The organism is Rhizobium sp. BK619 (assembly GCF_014195245.1).
Lineage (GTDB): Bacteria > Pseudomonadota > Alphaproteobacteria > Rhizobiales > Rhizobiaceae > Rhizobium > Rhizobium acidisoli.
Genome location: NZ_JACIBH010000003.1, coordinates 20,337 through 36,891, shown reverse-complemented (window position 1 = coordinate 36,891; position 16,555 = coordinate 20,337). Strand labels below are relative to the sequence as shown.

Sequence of the window (16,555 nt, the reverse complement as noted above, 5' to 3'; positions counted from 1 at the left end):
TCAAAACCCCTCTCGTTTTATTTATCGGTTACTTCGTTCTTGCACGCCAATCGGCGTATTTCGGACTGTCCGGACCGACCGGCAGCGGCACTTCGGCGCCGCTGTCGGAAGACTGGTAGATGGCGGTGACGAGTTCCAGCGCGCGGCGTGCATCCACCGTCGTCACCGGCAGCGGCCCATGGCCGCTGAGGTAGTCGTGAAACTGGCCCATCTGGGTGGTGAAACGCGGCGCGACCGGCTGCCAGTCGCTGATCACCCTGTCGATCTTTGCCTGCACGTCGTCATTGGCGGCGATGATCTTCCAGGGGTCCTTGCCTGGCGTATACGGCTCATGGCTGCTTTCGAAGGTGACATTCTCGAAGTGCAGCCTCAGCCGGCTCAACTGTTCCTGCGAACCCAGCGTGCAGGACAGCGAGACGAAGGCGCCGCTTTCCATCAGCAGGCTGGCGGAGGCGCAATCTTCGACCTCGATATCGTTGACGCGGGTGGCGACACGGCCGAAGACCCTCGCCGCCGGCCCCATCAGATGCATCATCATGTCGTGCAGATGCAGCGCATGGGTGACGAGCACGCCGCCGAGTTCCGTCGCCCATTTGCCGCGCCAGGGCACGGCGTAATATTCCGGCTTGCGCAGCCAGAAGGTTTCGACCGAAGCCGTGTAGGCCTTGCCGGCAATGCCGGCATCGATGATCCGCTTGGCCTTCTGGATGCCGTCGCCGTAGCGATACTGGAAGATCGGCATCAGCACGCCTTTGGCGGCTTTCTCCGCCGCCATGATCGTATCGACGGCGGCAAGCGAGCCGGTCAGCGGCTTTTCGCAAACGACATGTTTGCCGGCGGCAAGGGCAGCCACCACCTGTTCCAGATGGATGCCGGGCGGAGTGCAGATATCGATGATGTCGATCGTTTCGTCGGCGAGCAGCTCCGCAAAGGAGGTGGTGCGCCGTTCGATGCCGAACTCGTCGCCGACTGACGCCATGCGCTGCTCATTCAGGTCGCAGATCGCCACGACCTTGAACTTGTCGGCATGCGGCAGATAACCCTCGACAATGTGGGAGCGGCCAATACCGCAACCGACGATCGCGACCGTTCTGATGCTCATGTCACTGTTTCCCGTGACCGCCATCAACGCTTCATACCCGTCGTGGCGATGCCTTCGATCAGCAGGCGCTGGAAGAACAGGAAGAAGAAGAACACCGGCACGAGCGTCAGCGTCGACATGGCGAACAAGCCGCCCCAATCCGATGCGCTGGTGGAATCCACGAAGGTGCGCAGGCCGAGCTGGATCGTATAAGTGTTCATGTCGTTCAGGTAGATCAGCGGCCCGAAGAAATCGTCCCAGGTCCAAATGAAGGAGAAGATGGCGGCCGTTGCCAAGACCGGCAGCGACAGCGGCAGCATGATCTTCCAGTAGATGCGCCAGGCGCTGCAGCCGTCCATCATCGCCGCCTCGTCAAGCTCGCGCGGGATGCCGCGGAAGAACTGCACCATCAGGAAGATGAAGAAGGCATCGCTTGCCAGGAACTTCGGCACGACGAGCGGTAGGATGGTGTTGACCCAGCCGAGGTTGAGGAAGAGCACATATTGCGGGATCAGCGTCACGTGATAGGGGATCATCAGCGTGCCGAGCATGATCGCGAACCAGAAATTGCGGCCGGCGAAACGCAGTCGCGCAAAGGCGAAGGCCGTCAGCGAGCAGGCGATGACATTGCCCGTCACCACCAGCAGCGAAATGACGAGCGAATTCCAGAAGAACCGGCCGAAGCTGACATCGAGACCGACCCAGCCGCGCGCATAGGAGGAAAAATCGATCGACGACGGGATAAGCGAGGTCGACGAGAAAATCTCGGTTTCCGGCCTGACCGATGCCGAAACCATCCACAAAAGCGGATAGACCATCAGAATCGATGCGGCGATCAACAGCGCGTGGATGACAAGCGAGGCCGGCAGGCTGCGTTTGGTGATGTCCGATGGCGGCCTGGCCGCAGTGACGGAAGCGGTCATCTCAGTCATCGTAGTGCACCCAATAGCGCGAGGTCAGGAAGGAAAAGGCCGTGAAGATCGCGATGATCACTACCAGGATCCAGGCGAGCGCCGAGGCATAACCCATGCGGAAATTGCCGAAGGCTTCCTGATAGAGGTAGAGCGTGTAGAACAGCGTCGAGTTGATCGGGCCGCCGGTACCGCCTGATATGATGAAGGCCGGGGTGAATGCCTTGAAGGCGTCGATTGTCTGGACCACGGCGTTGAAGAAGATGACCGGGGTCAGCAGCGGCAGGGTGATCTTGTAGAACTGGCGGAATTTCGAGGCCCCGTCGAGGCTTGCCGCTTCATACATATCCTGCGGGATCTGGCGCAGACCGGCGAGAAAGATGATCATCGGCGAGCCGAACTGCCAGACCGACAGCGCCACCAGCGTGTAGATCGAATAGTTCGGATGCGAGATCCAGCTGGGACCTTCTATGCCGAACTGCGAGAGCGCGGCATTGACGAGACCATCGCTGGCGAAAAGCTGGCGCCAGAGCACTGCGATCGCCACGCTGCCACCCAGCAACGAAGGGAGGTAGAAGATGGCGCGATAGAAGGTCAGCCCGCGCAGGCCACGATTCAGCGCCATGGCAACCAGCAAGGCGAAGGTCAGTTTGAACGGCACCGAGAAGACAACATAAGTCAGGGTGACGTGCATGGCGGCCGAAAATTTCGGATCCGCCGTGGCGATGCGCACGTAATTCGAAATACCCACCCACCGCGGCGACTGCAGCATGTCGAAGTCGGTGAAGGAGAGGTAGAGCGAAATCAGGGCCGGCCCCAGCGTCAGCCCGAAAAAGCCGATAAGCCATGGCAGGAGGAAGAGATAGCCGGGAGCATTGGCGTTCCAGACACGCCGGAAGCGTCCCTCGGCCACGGCCCCCTGATATCGTTCCACTGATATAGCCCCTGCGGGCGTGCGCATCGCATTGCTCATACGGGATCAGCCTCGTGCGAGAATCTGCGTGATTTCGGTGACAAGCTGTTTGCCGCCATCGGAAGGAGATAGCTGGCCGAAGCCGACCTGTTCGGCGATGTTGCGCAGCATCAGCTCGCCTTCACCGGCCCCGGCCGGCGGCGGCGGCGGCAATTTGCCGGCAAGATCGCCGAGACCGCTGACATAGGCCAACGCAACCTTGCCGTTCTCGTCGAGCTTAGCCGCAACAACCTCGCGCATGGCAGCCGATTCCGGAATGCCGCGTTCGACATCCAGGAGCAGCACTGCTTCGGGGTTCTTGACGAAGAAGTTGATGTAATCCACTGCCAAGTCGATCGCCTTTGACTGGGCCGAGACCGAGAAGAACATCGAAGGCTTGCGGTAGTGGCCGCCCTTCGAATCCGCCTTGATGCGCATGTAGTTGGTGAGCGCCAGCTTGTCCTTGTTCATGGCCTGATAGGCGACGAACTGGTTTGAATGTGCAAAACCGGCGGCCGCTTTGCCGAGCGACACCGTGTTGGTTTCGATATCGTTCTTGTCGAGAGCCTGGATATCGGCGGGAACGCAGGCGCCGGCCTCACGGAACTTCGCCCACATGTCGTACCATTCCGATGCGTCGTCGACGTCGAAGGCGATCTTGCCGTCGGCGGTATAAAGGCCCTTGCCGCGCTGGCGCAGCCAGTTTTCGAACAGCGGTTCACCGCCACTGCCGTCGGCGAGGCCGAACATGCCCTTGCGTTTGCCGGCCTTGGTGATCTCCGCACCCATGCGGCCGAATTCTTCCCAGGTGGTCGCCTGTGTCGGCAGATCGACCCCGGCTTCCTTGAAGGCGGTGGTGTTCAGCACCGTCGCGGCCGAGTTTGCACCCAGGCTGACGCCATAGAGATGGCCGTCGACGCTGCCGCCTTCGATCTGCGCCTTGTCGAAATCGTCAAGGTTGAGCTTGGCCGGCATATAGGATTCAAGCGGTGCGAGTGCGCCGCGCCGTGCATACTGAACGATATAGCGATAATCCATCTGGATGACGTCGGGCGCGTTGCGGCCGGCGACCTGGGTCGCAAGGCGCGGCCAGTAATCGCCCCAACCGAGGAATTCGCCGGTGATCGACGTACCGGCATTCTTCGTCTGATAGAGCTGGGACACCTTGTTGGTGCGGTCGGCGCGCGGCTGCGAGCCCCACCACAGGAGGCGCAAGCGCTTTTCCTGTGCAAAAGCGCTGGTTCCGAGCGCCGAGAGCGAAAGAAGCGTTGCGCCTCCCGCCATGAAATTACGTCTGCTTACACGTAGGCTCATTTTTTCCTCCTCCAAAGGGGAAGCGCCTCCACACGCTTCCGATGTCGTTACTCTTGCATAAATAACTAATTGGTTACAAGCTACGAGCAAAGCGGCAAGCCTGTCAAGCGGGGTGTCGGTTCTTGCTCGCCGCCCTTCTAAATTCGGTTTTTACAATTTCGCACCGAAGGCTTATGAGCGCAACATGCGAGACGGAGGGGAAACGATGAACGACAACGGCGAAAACGGGGAGAAGAAAAAATCCCGGCGCCCATCTCAGGAACGCACGGCGCAACGCGATCCGGAGCGGACACGCGCCGCGATCCTGGAAGCGGCCACCCGGGAATTTGCCGAAAACGGCATGGGCGGGGCCCGCGTCGACGCCATTGCCGAGCGCGCCGGCACCAACAAGCGCATGCTCTACCACTATTTCGGCGACAAGGAGCAGCTCTATCTGAGAGTGCTCGAAGAAGCCTATGTCGGCATCCGCACCGCCGAGCGCGCGCTGCATATCGGCGACCGCAGCCCGGAGGAGGGTATCGGCGAACTGGCGCTCTTCACCTGGCGTTATTTTCTCCAGCACCCGGAATTCCTCAGCCTGCTCGGCACGGAAAATCTGCATCGGGCCCGCTGGCTGCGCCAGTCCGTCCGGCTCAAGGAACTGCATTCGCATCTGATCGGTGAGCTTTCCGACGTCCTTGAGCGGGGAAAGAAGCAAGGCGTCTTCGTCGAGACCGCCGATCCGCTGCACGTCTATCTGACGATCGCCTCGCTCGGCTATTTCTACCTGTCCAACCAGTACACGCTTTCAACGATCTTTGGCCGCGACCTGATCGAGCCGAACCATCTCAATGCCTGGGAAAGACATATCGTCCACGTGACGCTCGCCTCGATCAAGCATTAGAGCCTTTCCGGGTTAGATTGCAGCATTCTGTTGGCTCAAACGGAGTCGGATGGTCGACCGGCCGGCGCGCGTCGTAGCCAACCTCTACGGCCAAGCCGGCCGGTCGATCAGCCGGCCCGTTTCAGCCAACCCGAAGGGCCGGGCATCTCTAGCCAGGATCAAAGGCGATCGGCTCGGACGTACCAAGAGGTATGTCCTTCGCCAATCGCCTTTGCCCTGACGAAAACCTGCTCCGGCAGAATGCTTCAATCTAACCCGGAAAGGCTCTGATTCCGAAATCAGGATTTGACTATTGACAGCCTCGCCGCTCTTCTGCCATCAAGTAACTGTTTAGTTACCGGCTTGGGAGGGCCGGGCTTGATGCCCGCTCCCGCCGCAAACGATTCCAGGGAGGAAAACATGGCACGCTTGGGGATCATCTTGCACGGCGTTACCGGCCGCATGGGGTACAATCAGCACCTGGTGCGTTCGATCCTCGCGTTCCGCGATCAGGGTGGCATCACGCTGAAATCGGGTGAGAAACTCGAAATCGACCCGATCATCGTCGGCCGCAACGGCGCCAAGATGGAAGAGCTGGCGAAGAGGCATAACATCAAGCGCTGGTCGACCGATCTCGATGCCGCTCTCGCCAATCCCGACGACACCATCTTCTTCGACGCCGGCACCACGCTGATGCGCGCCGAACTTCTGTCCCGGGCGCTCGATGCCGGCAAGCATGTCTATTGCGAAAAGCCGATTTCCGACGACCTGCAGGTGGCGATCGATCTTGCCCGCAAGGCGCGCGGCTCCGGGCTCAAACACGGCGTCGTGCAGGACAAGCTCTTCCTGCCCGGCCTGCGCAAACTGGCGCTGCTCAGGGATTCCGGCTTTTTCGGCAAGATCCTCTCGGTGCGCGGTGAATTCGGCTATTGGGTTTTCGAAGGCGATTGGGGTGTGCCGGCCCAGCGTCCCTCCTGGAATTACCGCAAGGGCGACGGCGGCGGCATCATTCTCGACATGCTCTGCCACTGGCGCTACGTGCTCGACAATCTGTTCGGCGAGGTGAAGGCCGTCTCCTGCCTCGGCGCCACGCATATTCCGCGCCGCATCGATGAGCAGGGCAAGCCCTATGACTGCGACACCGATGATGCCGCCTATGCGACCTTCGAGCTCGACGGCGGCGCCATCGCCCAGATCAATTCGTCCTGGGCGGTGCGCGTGCGCCGCGACGATCTCGTTACCTTCCAGGTCGACGGCACGCATGGTTCGGCCGTCGCCGGCCTGACGAAATGCTGGAGCCAGCACCGCGTCAACACGCCGAAGCCGGTGTGGAACCCCGACCAGCCGCAGACGATCGACTTCTACAAGACCTGGGACGAGGTTCCGGACACCCAGGCTTTCGACAACGGTTTCAAGGTGCAGTGGGAAATGTTCATCCGCCATGTCGTCGAAGACGCGCCGTGGCCCTATGGGCTGGAAGCCGGCGCCAAGGGTGTGCAGCTGGCCGAACTCGGCCTGAAATCCTGGGCCGAACGCCGCTGGCTCGACGTTCCCGCACTGGAGTTCTAAGCCGTGACGACGATCAATCTCCCGCTGGACGGCAAGATCGTCCCCTACACGCTGACCGGCACGCCGATCGAACTGAAGAAACGCGACGCGAAGGCCTTTCCGCGCATCGCCTTTGCCGCCGCCCATGTCGTCGCCGATCCGCTCGCCGACAACGATCCCTGGCTGACGCCGGCGATCGACTGGGAGCGGACGCTCGCCTTCCGTCATCGGCTCTGGGATCTCGGCCTCGGTGTCGCCGAAGCGATGGATACGGCGCAGCGCGGCATGGGTCTCGGTTGGCCTGAAGCCCGCGACCTCATCCGCCGGGCGCTTGGCGAAGCGGCCGGCCGCAAGGATGCGCTGATCGCCTGCGGCGCCGGCACCGACCATCTGACGCCGGGACCCGACGTGACCATCGACACCATTCTCAGAGCCTATGAAGAGCAGATCGAAACGGTGGAGGCGGCCGGCGGCCGCATCATCCTGATGGCGAGCCGGGCGCTTGCCGTCGCCGCCAAGGGACCGGACGATTATGTCAGGGTCTATGACCGCATCCTCCGCCAGGTCAAGGAACCCGTCATCATCCATTGGCTCGGCGAAATGTTCGACCCGGCGCTTGAGGGCTACTGGGGCAATGGCGACCATCTGAAGGCGATGGAAACCTGCCTCGAAGTGATCGAAGCCAATGCCGCCAAGGTCGACGGCATCAAGATCTCGCTGCTTTCCAAGGAAAAGGAAGTGGCGATGCGCCGACAGCTGCCGAAGGTCGTGCGCATGTATACCGGCGACGACTTCAACTATGCCGAACTGATCGCCGGCGATGAAGATGGCCATTCCGATGCGCTGCTCGGGATTTTTGATGCGATCGCGCCGGCAGCGTCGGCTGCGCTCGACGCGCTCGGCCGCAAGAGCAACCACGAGTTTTTCGACCTGCTCGAGCCGACCGTGCCGCTGTCACGCCACATCTTCAAGGCGCCGACCCGCTTCTACAAGACCGGCGTCGTCTTCCTCGCCTATCTCAACGGCCTGCAGGACCATTTCACCATGGTCGGCGGCCAGCAGAGCACCCGCTCGCTGACGCATCTGGCAGAGCTCTTCCGCTTGGCCGACAAGGCGCGGGTTCTGGCCGATCCGGAACTGGCAACAGCGCGCATGCGCCAAGTGCTTGCCGTCCACGGCGTTCATTGAGCGCCGGCATGGCGATGGGAGGAGAATGACATGCAGGTCGAAGGACTTTCGATCAACCTGGCGACGATCCGCGAGCAATGCGGTTTTGCCGAAGCCGTCGACATCTGCCTGAAGCACGGCATCACCTCGATCGCGCCCTGGCGCGACCAGGTCGCCAAGGCCGGACTCGACGAAGCGGTGCGGATCGTCAAATCGAACGGCATCAAGCTGACCGGGCTTTGCCGCGGCGGCTTCTTTCCGGCGGCAAACGAGGGCGACTGGCAGAAGAACCTCGACGACAACAGGCGCGCCATCGACGAGGCGGCGGCGTTTTCGGCCGATTGCTTGGTGCTCGTCGTCGGCGGCTTGCCGGGCGCTTCAAGGGATATCGTCGCAGCCCGCCAGATGGTGTTCGACGGCATTGCCGCGGTGCTGCCGCATGCCCAGGCTGCCGGCGTGAAGCTTGCCATCGAGCCGCTGCATCCGATGTATGCCGCCGACCGGTCCTGCGTAAACACGCTCGGCCAAGCACTCGACATGTGCGAACCGCTCGGCGAGGATGTCGGCGTTGCGATCGACGTCTACCATGTCTGGTGGGATCCCGATCTTGCCAACCAGATCGCCCGCGCCGGCCGGATGAAACGCATTTTCGCCCATCACATCTGCGACTGGCTGGTGCCGACCAAGGACATGCTGCTCGACCGCGGCATGATGGGCGATGGCGTCATCGACCTCAAGGGCATAAGACGGATGGTCGAGGCCGCCGGGTTCTTCGGCGCGCAGGAGGTGGAAATCTTTTCGGCCGAGACCTGGTGGAAACGCCCCGCCGACGAGGTGATCGCCACCTGCGTCGAGCGCTTCAGAAGCTGCTGCCAGATCTGATTTCAATATTCGTTTCATCACGCATGCAGGAGGATCATTCGATGGAGAAACGCCGTTTTGCCCTGATCGGCACGGGAAACCGCGGCACCACCATGTGGGGCAAGGATCTGCTGGCCGGCTGGCGCGAACATGTCGACCTCACAGCCATCGTCGAGACGAATTCGCTGCGCGGCGAGCGCGCCCGCAACATGATCGGCAGCAACGCGCCGCTCTATGAAAACATCGATTCCATGCTCGCCGAGCAGAAACCGGATTTGGTCATCGTCTGCACGCCCGACCATACGCATGACGATATCGTCGTGCGGGCGCTGGAGGCCGGTATCGACGTCATTACCGAAAAGCCGATGACCACCTCGGTCGAGAAAATTCGCCGGATTCTCGATGCCGAAAAACGCACCGGTCGCCGCGTCGACGTCTCCTTCAACTATCGCTACGCGCCGACGGCCGCAAAGATCAAGGAGCTGCTGAACAGCGGCGAGATCGGTCGGGTGACCTCCGTCGATTTTCACTGGTATCTGAACACCAAGCATGGCGCCGACTACTTCCGACGCTGGCATGCCTATACGGAAAATTCCGGCAGCCTGTTCGTCCACAAGGCGACGCATCATTTCGATCTGTTGAACTGGTATCTCGACAGCGATCCCGACGCCGTCACCGCCTTCGCCGACCTGCAAAACTACGGCCGCAAGGGCCCGTTCCGCGGACCGCGCTGCAAGCTCTGTCCGCACGCGCATGAATGCGACTACTATCTCGATATCGAAAAGGATTCCTTTCTCGATCAGCTCTATGAAGATCCCTCGAAGATCGACGGCTATTTCCGCGACGGCTGCGTCTTCCGCGAGGATATCGATATTCCCGATACGATGGTGGTCAGCCTGCGTTACCGCAACAATGTCCATGTCTCCTATTCGCTAAACACCTTCCAGCCGATCGAAGGCCATCACCTGGCATTCAACGGCACCAAGGGACGCATCGAAATTCGCCAGTATGAGGCCCAGCCGTGGGAAGAGCCGAAGCAGGACACGATCCTGCTCATCCGCAATTTCCCGAACGGCAAGGAGGCGGTCGAGCGTATCGTCGTTCCGCATTTCACCGGCGGCCATTACGGCGGCGACGACCGGATGCGCAACATGATCTTCAAGCCCGATATGGAAGACCGGCTCGCCCAGCGCGCCGGCACGCGGGCCGGCGCCATGTCCGTGCTCTGCGGCATTGCCGCGCTGACGAGTTCGCGCACCGGCAAGGTGGTCAATATTGCCGATCTGATGCCCGAACTTGCCGATGACGGGTCGTCGAATTCGCTGCGGACATCACGCTGATATCTCGTCGCCTGGGTCGCTCGACGCGTCTCAGGCGATGTTTTCTAGATTGGCCTGGTGGATCTGGTAGAGCAGCGGCCGGCCGGTGATGAAGCGCTCGACCTCGTCCACCGCCATCTCGCCGAGGCGCGCCCGTTCCAGCCCGATGGCGCCGGCAATATGCGGCGTCAGAAAGACGTTCGGCAGATCGTAAAATATAGAATCCGGCTCCGGGATTTCCGGATCGGTGACATCGATGACCGCATCGATGCGGCCGGTCTTCAGCTCCGAAAGCAGCGCCGCCTCATCGATGAGAATGCCGCGCGCCGTATTGATCAGCGTCGCCCCGTCCTTCATCAGCGACAGCCCTCGCGCGTCGATCATATGCCGGGTCGACGGCAGCGACGGCGCATGCAGAGAAACGATATCGGCGCGGCGCATCAATTCGTCGAGCTCGACCTTCTCGGCGCCGAGGCCGGCCGCCTCGGCGGCATCAAGCATCGGGTCGAACAGCAGCAGCCTGTAGCCAAAGGGTTTCAACAGCTCGATCACCCGCCGGCCGATGCGCGAGGCGCCGACGATGCCGAGGGTGCGGCCGTAATTGCCGATGGCTTCGCGCTGCATCGGATAGGTTCGATCGCGGTTGCGGTCGGCGACGTAGAGATCGCGGAAACGGAAGGCGCGTTTGCCGGCGAAGAGGATCGCCGCCAGCGTGAATTCGGCGACCGGCACGGCATTGGCCTCGGCCGCGTGGCTGACCGCTATGCCGGCTTCGAAGATGGCGTCGTCGATGATGCCCTTCACCGTGCCCGCCGCATGGACGATGAGGCGAAGCCGCGGCGCGGCTGTGAGGATGTCAGGCCCGACATAGGGCGCGCCCCAGCCGGTCATCAGGATTTCGGCTTCGGCCAGCAGACGCCTCGCCCGCGCATCGTCGAAATGCTGAAGCGGCTCGGCATCCAGCAGACGGCCGATGCCATTCAGCCGGCGCAGGATCTCATCCGGCAGGACATGCTCGGTGCGCGAGGGCTGCATGGCAAGGACAATGGCCGGTCGGCTCATGGCATCTGTCCCGGGGCTTCGATGGCGCTGACGGTCACGCCCTTTTCCCGCACCAGGGCCTCCAGCGCTGCGATGTCGGGCGCCTTCGGCGGCTTCGTCCAGGCCGAGGAGACGGCAGCGGGATCGTCGAGCGCCAGTACCGCCGTCACCAGGATGGTTTCGCCGGCCGGGATCTGGCCGCGCAGTTGTGGCACCAGTGTTTTCGCAACGATCACATTGGTGTTCGGCTGCGCCTTCTGGGTCAGCCCGGTGCGCCTGACCGAAGAACCGAGATCGAGAATGCCGCTGAAATCGGCTTCGCCGATCGCATAGGCAGCCCCATCCGAAGCCGACAGCCTGTCGAGTTCGAAATCCCGGCGGCCGATCGCAAAGCCGCCTTCGGCGATGCGCAGCGGCCGGCCTGAGCTGATCCGGTGGAGGCGGATATGCCAGGGGGCTGCCGGGACGAGCCAGGTTTCGACGCCGACATCTTCAAAAGGCGACCATTTTGCATACAGCACATCGCCCGCGAGCTTGGCTTCCTCATTGGTTTCGCGCACCCGGTAGTGCAGCCCGTCATCGCTGAAGGCCAGCATCGAATCGAAGGCGGCGAGCGCAAAGCCGCGCTCGTCGGATTCGACACTGAAGCCGTAGCGGGAGGAATAAGCGAATTTCGCGTATTTTTCCGTACCGAACCGCATCTGCAGGTTTTCCTGCCCGGAGGACAGCGCCACGACATCGCCGCCCGGCTGCATGATCACCATGCCGGGATGACGCTGGGGGACGATGTCAGGTGCCGGCTCCGGCACCTTTTCCTCAGCGGTCCAGAACGGATGGTCCTCGGGGATCGCCAGCGGCAGGAAGGCCTTGAGCGCCCAGTAGGGCGAGCCAGCGGAATTGTAACTTTCCGACATCAGCAGGTTCGGATAGCCGAAACCGATCGACAACACGCCGTCACGATCGGCGATCGGCTTGTCCCTCCACCAGCGCAGATGCTGCAGGCAGAGATGCTTGATCTCGCCCCAGGGCAAAGCCTCGACATCGGCAAAGGCGAGCGCCGACCAGAAGCCGGCGCAGGCGAAACGATAGGTCAGGCTGCGGCCGAAGGGGATCGTGGCGCCGTCGGCGGCGAACCAGTGGCGAAAATCCCGGGCGAAGAGGATCGCGCGCTCGCGATAGCGCTTGGCATAATCGTCGTCGACGAGCTTCGAATAGATCAGCCCATAGAAATGCATCGCGAAGGGAATGTAGTGGTCGATGCGCCGGACGTTTCCGTCACGATACCAGCCGTCGCCGATATAGAAGCCTTCGAGTTCCTCCAGATATTGCCGGGTCAGGCTGCGGTCGAAATCGGCGCCGAGGCGATCGAGGGCGATATCGACGAAAATCCGGAAGAATTTCCAGTTGTTGTCGGCATAATCGAACTGCCTGGCATGTTTGAGATAGGCGACGACATTGCTGCGGGCGCACGCATCGAGCGGTTCCCAGATCTTTTCCGGCACCAGCGCCAGGGCAAAACCGAGAGCGGCAAGCTCGACCATCCGCTGATCGCGGCCATTGACCGTTCCCCAATATTCCGGATGGGCGGGATCGGTGCCGTTTGCGAGGCCTTCGGCGAACCGATGCCAATGGGCGAAGTCGCCCTTGCCGGCGCCAAGCGGCGCCAATCCCCAGAGCGGGCGGGCAAAGCCTTCGAGATCGGCCGCCGCCCGGTCGAAATGGGCGGCCGCACCGCTCAGCCTGACGCGGGCATTGCCTTTTGAGAAGCAGGCAAGCAGCGGATCGAAGAGTTCAAGCAGGGCCCGGCTCATATCGGCGCGGGTTTCGAGCGGATTGCCTGCGAGCGGGTTGGCGCTGGCGGGATCATAGGTCATCGGCATCACTCACGGGTTTCAGCGTTCGGAACGGTCCCTCCCGGAACGGGAATGACAGCCTGGCAAATGTGGCGCGCCGGCGCCGTCCTGTTGCGGAAACGGGACAGCATCAGCGAGATGGCCTCACGCCCAAGGGCGGCACGGTCGACGCGCATGGTGGAAAGCTGCGGATTTGTCATCAGCGCGCAGGGCAGATCATCGAAGCCGACGATGGCGAAATCCTCCGGCACGCGCAGACCGGCTTCGGTGACGGCCTCCAGCACGCCGACGGCGATGAAATCATTCATGCAGAAGGCGGCGGTGAAACCGGCATTTTCAGCAAGGATCGCAGCCGTGCATTCATGGGCCTCGCCGCTGGCGCTGCCCTGCAGCGCGAGGTCGACGAAACGGCCCTCGGTGCCGGGAACGGCGGCGATCGCCGCCTCGAAACCGCGGATGCGCTCCCGGATCGTATGGCGGTGAGACCCGCTCAGATGCAGGATGCGGCGGTGGCCGGCTTTCATCAGCCGACTGGTCGCCTGATAGGCGCCGAAGAAATTAGCCGGCGAAACGCCATCCAACTGCATCATCGGATCGGTCCCATTGACGAGCACTGCCGGCGTCATGGTGTCCCGCAGCCAGGCGCGCAGCATTTCGTTCGGATCGATGCCGACCAGAAAGAGGCCTTCGGCGCTCGCTGCCCGCATATAGTCGCGCACGGCATCCGGCGTTGTGCGATCCTCGCGGACCATGCGGATTTCGAAGGGCATGCCCGCTGCGGCAGCGCCGGCGCGCAAGCCGTCGACGATCGCTTCGTAAAAGACGCTGAGGCCGCCGGTGACACCATCGCTGGCGATCAGCGCCAGCCCGCCAGCAACAGCTTCAGTTGCAGACTTGACGGGATAGCCGTGCTCGGCAGCCACTTTCAAGATCTGGCGGCGCACGGTTTCGCTGATGCCGGGCTCGTTGGCGAGCACCCGCGACACCGTCGAGACGGAGACGCCTGCCAATGTGGCGATATCGGCCTGGCGCGGCCGTCTGATTTTCTGTTCGTTCATAGCCAAAGTCTATGCAAGTTATGCAAATTTGCAAGATAATCATTATTTCTTGCAATAATTATTTTTTTGCGTACTCTTTGTGACGAATTGCTCGCGAACGCCATTGGAGGATGGCAGCGGGCATATAGGGGCAAGGAGGATATCATGCAGGTCAACCGCCGTTCATTTCTGATGGGATCAGCCGGAGCAGCCGCCGGCCTCGCTTTTGGCGCGGGAAGCGCCATTCCGGCTTTTGCCGAGGACACCTCGCTGCGCGCCATGTGGTGGGGTTCGAACGACCGCGCCAAGCGCACGCTCGATGTCGCCAAGCTCTATCAATCGAAGACACCCGGCGTCACGATCGTCGGTGAATCGCTGTCCGGCGACGGCTACTGGACCAAGCTCGCAACGCAGATGGCCGGCCGCTCGATCGCCGACATCTTCCAGCTCGAGCCGGGAACGATCTCCGATTATTCCAAGCGTGGCGCCTGCCTGCCGCTCGATGAGTTCGTCCCCTCGACGCTGAAGGTCCAGTCCTTCGGCGCCGACATGCTGAAGCTGACCACCATCGACGGCAAACTCTATGGTGTCGGCCTCGGCCTCAACTCCTTCTCGATGTTTTTCGACACGGTCGAATTCGAAAAGGCCGGCATCCCGCTGCCGACACCCGACCTTACCTGGGATGAGTATGCCAAGCTCGCCGTCGAACTCACAAAGTCTTCCGGCAAGAGCGGAGGCCCCTATGCGGCCCGCTACGCTTATGTGTTCGACGCCTGGCTTCGCCAGCGCGGCAAGAGCCTTTTTGCCAAGGAAACCGTCGGGCTCGGCTTCACGGCCGACGATGCCACGGAATGGTTCGACTACTGGGAAAAGCTGCGCAAGGCGGGCGGCACCGTTGCCGCCGACGTCCAGACGCTCGATCAGAACACCATCGACACCAACAGCCTCGGTGTCGGCAAATCGGTGATCGGCATGGCCTATTCCAACCAGATGGTCGGCTATCAGCTGATCATCAAGAACAAGCTCGGCATCACCATGCTGCCGCGGGAAAAGAAGGGCGGGCCGTCGGGCCACTATTACCGTCCTGCGCTGATCTGGAGTCTCGGCGCTACGACCAAGAACGGCGAAGCGGCCGCGAAATTCATCGACTTCTTCGTCAACGATATCGAGGCCGGCAAGATCCTCGGCGTCGAGCGCGGCGTGCCGATGTCGCCGACCGTGCGTGAAGCCATTCTGCCGCAACTCAACCCGACGGAGCAGGAAACGGTCAAATACGTCAATCTTCTGAAAGATCAGGTCGGCGAATATCCGCCGCCGGTGCCGATGGGCGCAACCCAGTTCGACCAGCGCGTGCTGCGCCCGATCTGCGACGAACTCGCTTTCGAACGGATTTCGCCGTCCGATGCGGCGACCCGGCTCGTCGAAGAGGGTAAGGCGACGCTCAAAGGATGATCGATCGCCTGAAGCATGTCGCGCAAAAGTGTGCAGCGGTTTTCCCAGGCAAAGCGCGAGCGCTTTTGCCGCAAACGACATGCGTAAAAACAAAGAGCTAAAGCGCGTCGTGATCATGTCGCGCGCCATGCTTTAACCTGCGAGGAGAGGCCCGCGAACCCCGGCGGACCTCTCCTTGTTTTGTGGGATCAGTTGCTGACGCTATCGACCACGCGCCAATCCGGCCGGCCGAGATCGAACGGCCAGGCGTGCACATCCCGATCGTTGAAATAGACGACTTCCTGCAAGTTCGGAAAGGCGCTCTGTTTCAGCGTCGCGGTTTCGATCCAGGGCCTGACATAGGCGTCGCCGCCTTGATAGCCGAGCTCCGCCACCCAGATCGGCTTGCCGTAGCCGGCGACGAGATCATAACCCTGCTTCAGCGCTTCGGAGAACGTCCGAAGCTTGTCGTAGGCAAGCTCGTCGTAGTGTTCCAGGCCGAAGACCGAGAGCCCGACGAGATCGACATAATCGTCACCGGGATAGTAGTCCTGCAAGCCCGGCTCGCCCTTCGGCGACCACATGATCTGCGTGCCAGGCGCCTCCTGCCGGACGATATCCATCATCCGCTTATAGGCGGCGATATAGTCCCGCGGGTTCCACCCGGACCACGAAAACCGCCCAGACTTGTCCTCCATCTCCTGGCCCCAGCGGACGATCACCGGACTTTTCAGCTGGGATATCATCTGCGCGATCGCCCGCATATTGACATCGTAGTCGCCGCGCAGAACCTTTTGGCGAAGCTCGTTGGATGTCAGCCGCCAGTCGACGTCCCAGGACCACGGCTCCACGGTGATCAGCAGATTACGGCCTCTGGCCTGCGCGTAGGCATCGGCGACGCGCAACGTCTCCAGATCGACGTCTTCCCAGGGCAGGAACAGCGCTTCGGTTGAGACATTCGATTGTGCGCCGAAATCGCCATGCGGATCGTAGGCGCCGAACCTGATGCCGTCGGCATGAAGAACGGGGCGTTTATCGATGATCGTCTTGACGCTTGCTGCCGGGTTCGGGGCTATGCCCGCATATTGCATCTCGCTTCGGCCGGGCATATCCGCGGCACACAGCAGGAGCAGCGCGATCGCTGCGGTGGAGAGGTTCTTTTTCATCAGCTTCTTCAT

At 61.8% G+C, this 16,555-nt stretch carries 14 protein-coding genes; 6 read left to right on the top strand and 8 right to left on the bottom strand.

The window, feature by feature from the left end:
• Nucleotides 1-28: 28 nt before the first annotated feature.
• The 4 genes from FHX14_RS05865 to FHX14_RS05850 are packed head-to-tail and all read right to left on the bottom strand — an operon-like array spanning nucleotide 29 to nucleotide 4,258.
• The gene (locus tag FHX14_RS05865) at nucleotides 29-1,126 is read right to left on the bottom strand and encodes a Gfo/Idh/MocA family oxidoreductase (RefSeq protein WP_003589428.1); all 1,098 of its coding nucleotides are present in this window, start codon (nucleotides 1,124-1,126) and stop codon (nucleotides 29-31) included.
• Entirely contained in the window at nucleotides 1,126-2,004 is an 879-nt protein-coding gene (locus tag FHX14_RS05860) for a carbohydrate ABC transporter permease (protein ID WP_012559452.1), read from the bottom strand. Before FHX14_RS05860 ends, FHX14_RS05865 begins: the two co-directional genes overlap by 1 nt.
• A 1-nt stretch (nucleotide 2,005) precedes the next feature.
• Complete coding sequence (locus FHX14_RS05855; protein ID WP_184376558.1) at nucleotides 2,006-2,965, bottom strand: sugar ABC transporter permease; 960 nt, start codon at nucleotides 2,963-2,965, stop codon at nucleotides 2,006-2,008.
• 6 nt (nucleotides 2,966-2,971) lie between these two features.
• Entirely contained in the window at nucleotides 2,972-4,258 is a 1,287-nt protein-coding gene (locus FHX14_RS05850) for an ABC transporter substrate-binding protein (protein WP_003589431.1), read from the bottom strand.
• Nucleotides 4,259-4,463: 205 nt separating this feature from the next.
• On the opposite strand from FHX14_RS05850, the gene FHX14_RS05845 reads away from it, so the two are divergent.
• The 5 genes from FHX14_RS05845 to FHX14_RS05825 all read left to right on the top strand — a co-directional run bounded on the left by FHX14_RS05845 (nucleotide 4,464) and on the right by FHX14_RS05825 (nucleotide 10,036).
• A complete protein-coding gene (locus FHX14_RS05845) occupies nucleotides 4,464-5,141 on the top strand; it encodes a TetR/AcrR family transcriptional regulator (RefSeq protein WP_003589432.1) in 678 nt (225 codons plus the stop codon).
• 399 nt (nucleotides 5,142-5,540) lie between these two features.
• On the top strand, nucleotides 5,541-6,689 hold the full coding sequence (locus FHX14_RS05840) for a Gfo/Idh/MocA family oxidoreductase (RefSeq protein ID WP_054182232.1): 1,149 nt from the start codon (nucleotides 5,541-5,543) through the stop codon (nucleotides 6,687-6,689).
• Nucleotides 6,690-6,692: 3 nt separating this feature from the next.
• Nucleotides 6,693-7,856 (top strand): dihydrodipicolinate synthase family protein, encoded by a 1,164-nt coding sequence (locus tag FHX14_RS05835; protein ID WP_184376557.1) that lies wholly within the window; start codon nucleotides 6,693-6,695, stop codon nucleotides 7,854-7,856.
• A gap of 30 nt (nucleotides 7,857-7,886) precedes the next feature.
• Nucleotides 7,887-8,717 carry a sugar phosphate isomerase/epimerase family protein gene (locus tag FHX14_RS05830; RefSeq protein WP_179613394.1) on the top strand — a complete coding sequence of 277 codons (831 nt, stop codon included), beginning with the start codon at nucleotides 7,887-7,889 and terminating at the stop codon, nucleotides 8,715-8,717.
• Nucleotides 8,718-8,758: 41 nt separating this feature from the next.
• Entirely contained in the window at nucleotides 8,759-10,036 is a 1,278-nt protein-coding gene (locus FHX14_RS05825) for a Gfo/Idh/MocA family oxidoreductase (RefSeq protein ID WP_179613395.1), read from the top strand.
• A 30-nt stretch (nucleotides 10,037-10,066) separates the two neighbouring features.
• On the opposite strand, the gene FHX14_RS05820 is transcribed toward FHX14_RS05825, so the two are convergent.
• Genes FHX14_RS05820 through FHX14_RS05810 form a run of 3 tightly spaced genes read right to left on the bottom strand, consistent with a single transcriptional unit; the run spans nucleotide 10,067 to nucleotide 13,967 of the window.
• The gene (locus FHX14_RS05820) at nucleotides 10,067-11,077 is read right to left on the bottom strand and encodes a hydroxyacid dehydrogenase (RefSeq protein ID WP_184376556.1); all 1,011 of its coding nucleotides are present in this window, start codon (nucleotides 11,075-11,077) and stop codon (nucleotides 10,067-10,069) included.
• Nucleotides 11,074-12,930: a DUF2264 domain-containing protein gene (locus FHX14_RS05815; RefSeq protein WP_184376555.1), complete on the bottom strand. Its 1,857-nt coding sequence runs from the start codon at nucleotides 12,928-12,930 to the stop codon at nucleotides 11,074-11,076. Before FHX14_RS05815 ends, FHX14_RS05820 begins: the two co-directional genes overlap by 4 nt.
• A 5-nt stretch (nucleotides 12,931-12,935) precedes the next feature.
• Nucleotides 12,936-13,967 (bottom strand): LacI family DNA-binding transcriptional regulator, encoded by a 1,032-nt coding sequence (locus FHX14_RS05810; RefSeq protein ID WP_184376554.1) that lies wholly within the window; start codon nucleotides 13,965-13,967, stop codon nucleotides 12,936-12,938.
• A 144-nt stretch (nucleotides 13,968-14,111) separates the two neighbouring features.
• Between FHX14_RS05810 and FHX14_RS05805 the strand changes: the two genes are divergently transcribed.
• Nucleotides 14,112-15,398: an ABC transporter substrate-binding protein gene (locus FHX14_RS05805; RefSeq protein WP_184376553.1), complete on the top strand. Its 1,287-nt coding sequence runs from the start codon at nucleotides 14,112-14,114 to the stop codon at nucleotides 15,396-15,398.
• 188 nt (nucleotides 15,399-15,586) lie between these two features.
• Here FHX14_RS05805 and FHX14_RS05800 read toward each other — a convergent pair whose 3' ends face one another.
• Complete coding sequence (locus tag FHX14_RS05800) at nucleotides 15,587-16,555, bottom strand: glycosyl hydrolase (protein ID WP_184376552.1); 969 nt, start codon at nucleotides 16,553-16,555, stop codon at nucleotides 15,587-15,589.

Excerpts from the sequence above, each read along its gene's own strand:
- FHX14_RS05865 (WP_003589428.1), bottom strand. The coding sequence starts at position 1,126 with ATGGCGGTCACGGGAAACAGTGACATGAGCATCAGAACGGTCGCGATC.
- FHX14_RS05860 (WP_012559452.1), bottom strand. The coding sequence starts at position 2,004 with ATGACCGCTTCCGTCACTGCGGCCAGGCCGCCATCGGACATCACCAAA.
- FHX14_RS05855 (WP_184376558.1), bottom strand. The coding sequence starts at position 2,965 with ATGAGCAATGCGATGCGCACGCCCGCAGGGGCTATATCAGTGGAACGA.
- FHX14_RS05850 (WP_003589431.1), bottom strand. The coding sequence starts at position 4,258 with ATGAGCCTACGTGTAAGCAGACGTAATTTCATGGCGGGAGGCGCAACG.
- FHX14_RS05845 (WP_003589432.1), top strand. The coding sequence starts at position 4,464 with ATGAACGACAACGGCGAAAACGGGGAGAAGAAAAAATCCCGGCGCCCA.
- FHX14_RS05840 (WP_054182232.1), top strand. The coding sequence starts at position 5,541 with ATGGCACGCTTGGGGATCATCTTGCACGGCGTTACCGGCCGCATGGGG.
- FHX14_RS05830 (WP_179613394.1), top strand. The coding sequence starts at position 7,887 with ATGCAGGTCGAAGGACTTTCGATCAACCTGGCGACGATCCGCGAGCAA.
- FHX14_RS05825 (WP_179613395.1), top strand. The coding sequence starts at position 8,759 with ATGGAGAAACGCCGTTTTGCCCTGATCGGCACGGGAAACCGCGGCACC.
- FHX14_RS05820 (WP_184376556.1), bottom strand. The coding sequence starts at position 11,077 with ATGAGCCGACCGGCCATTGTCCTTGCCATGCAGCCCTCGCGCACCGAG.
- FHX14_RS05815 (WP_184376555.1), bottom strand. The coding sequence starts at position 12,930 with ATGACCTATGATCCCGCCAGCGCCAACCCGCTCGCAGGCAATCCGCTC.
- FHX14_RS05810 (WP_184376554.1), bottom strand. The coding sequence starts at position 13,967 with ATGAACGAACAGAAAATCAGACGGCCGCGCCAGGCCGATATCGCCACA.
- FHX14_RS05805 (WP_184376553.1), top strand. The coding sequence starts at position 14,112 with ATGCAGGTCAACCGCCGTTCATTTCTGATGGGATCAGCCGGAGCAGCC.
- FHX14_RS05800 (WP_184376552.1), bottom strand. The coding sequence starts at position 16,555 with ATGAAGAAGCTGATGAAAAAGAACCTCTCCACCGCAGCGATCGCGCTG.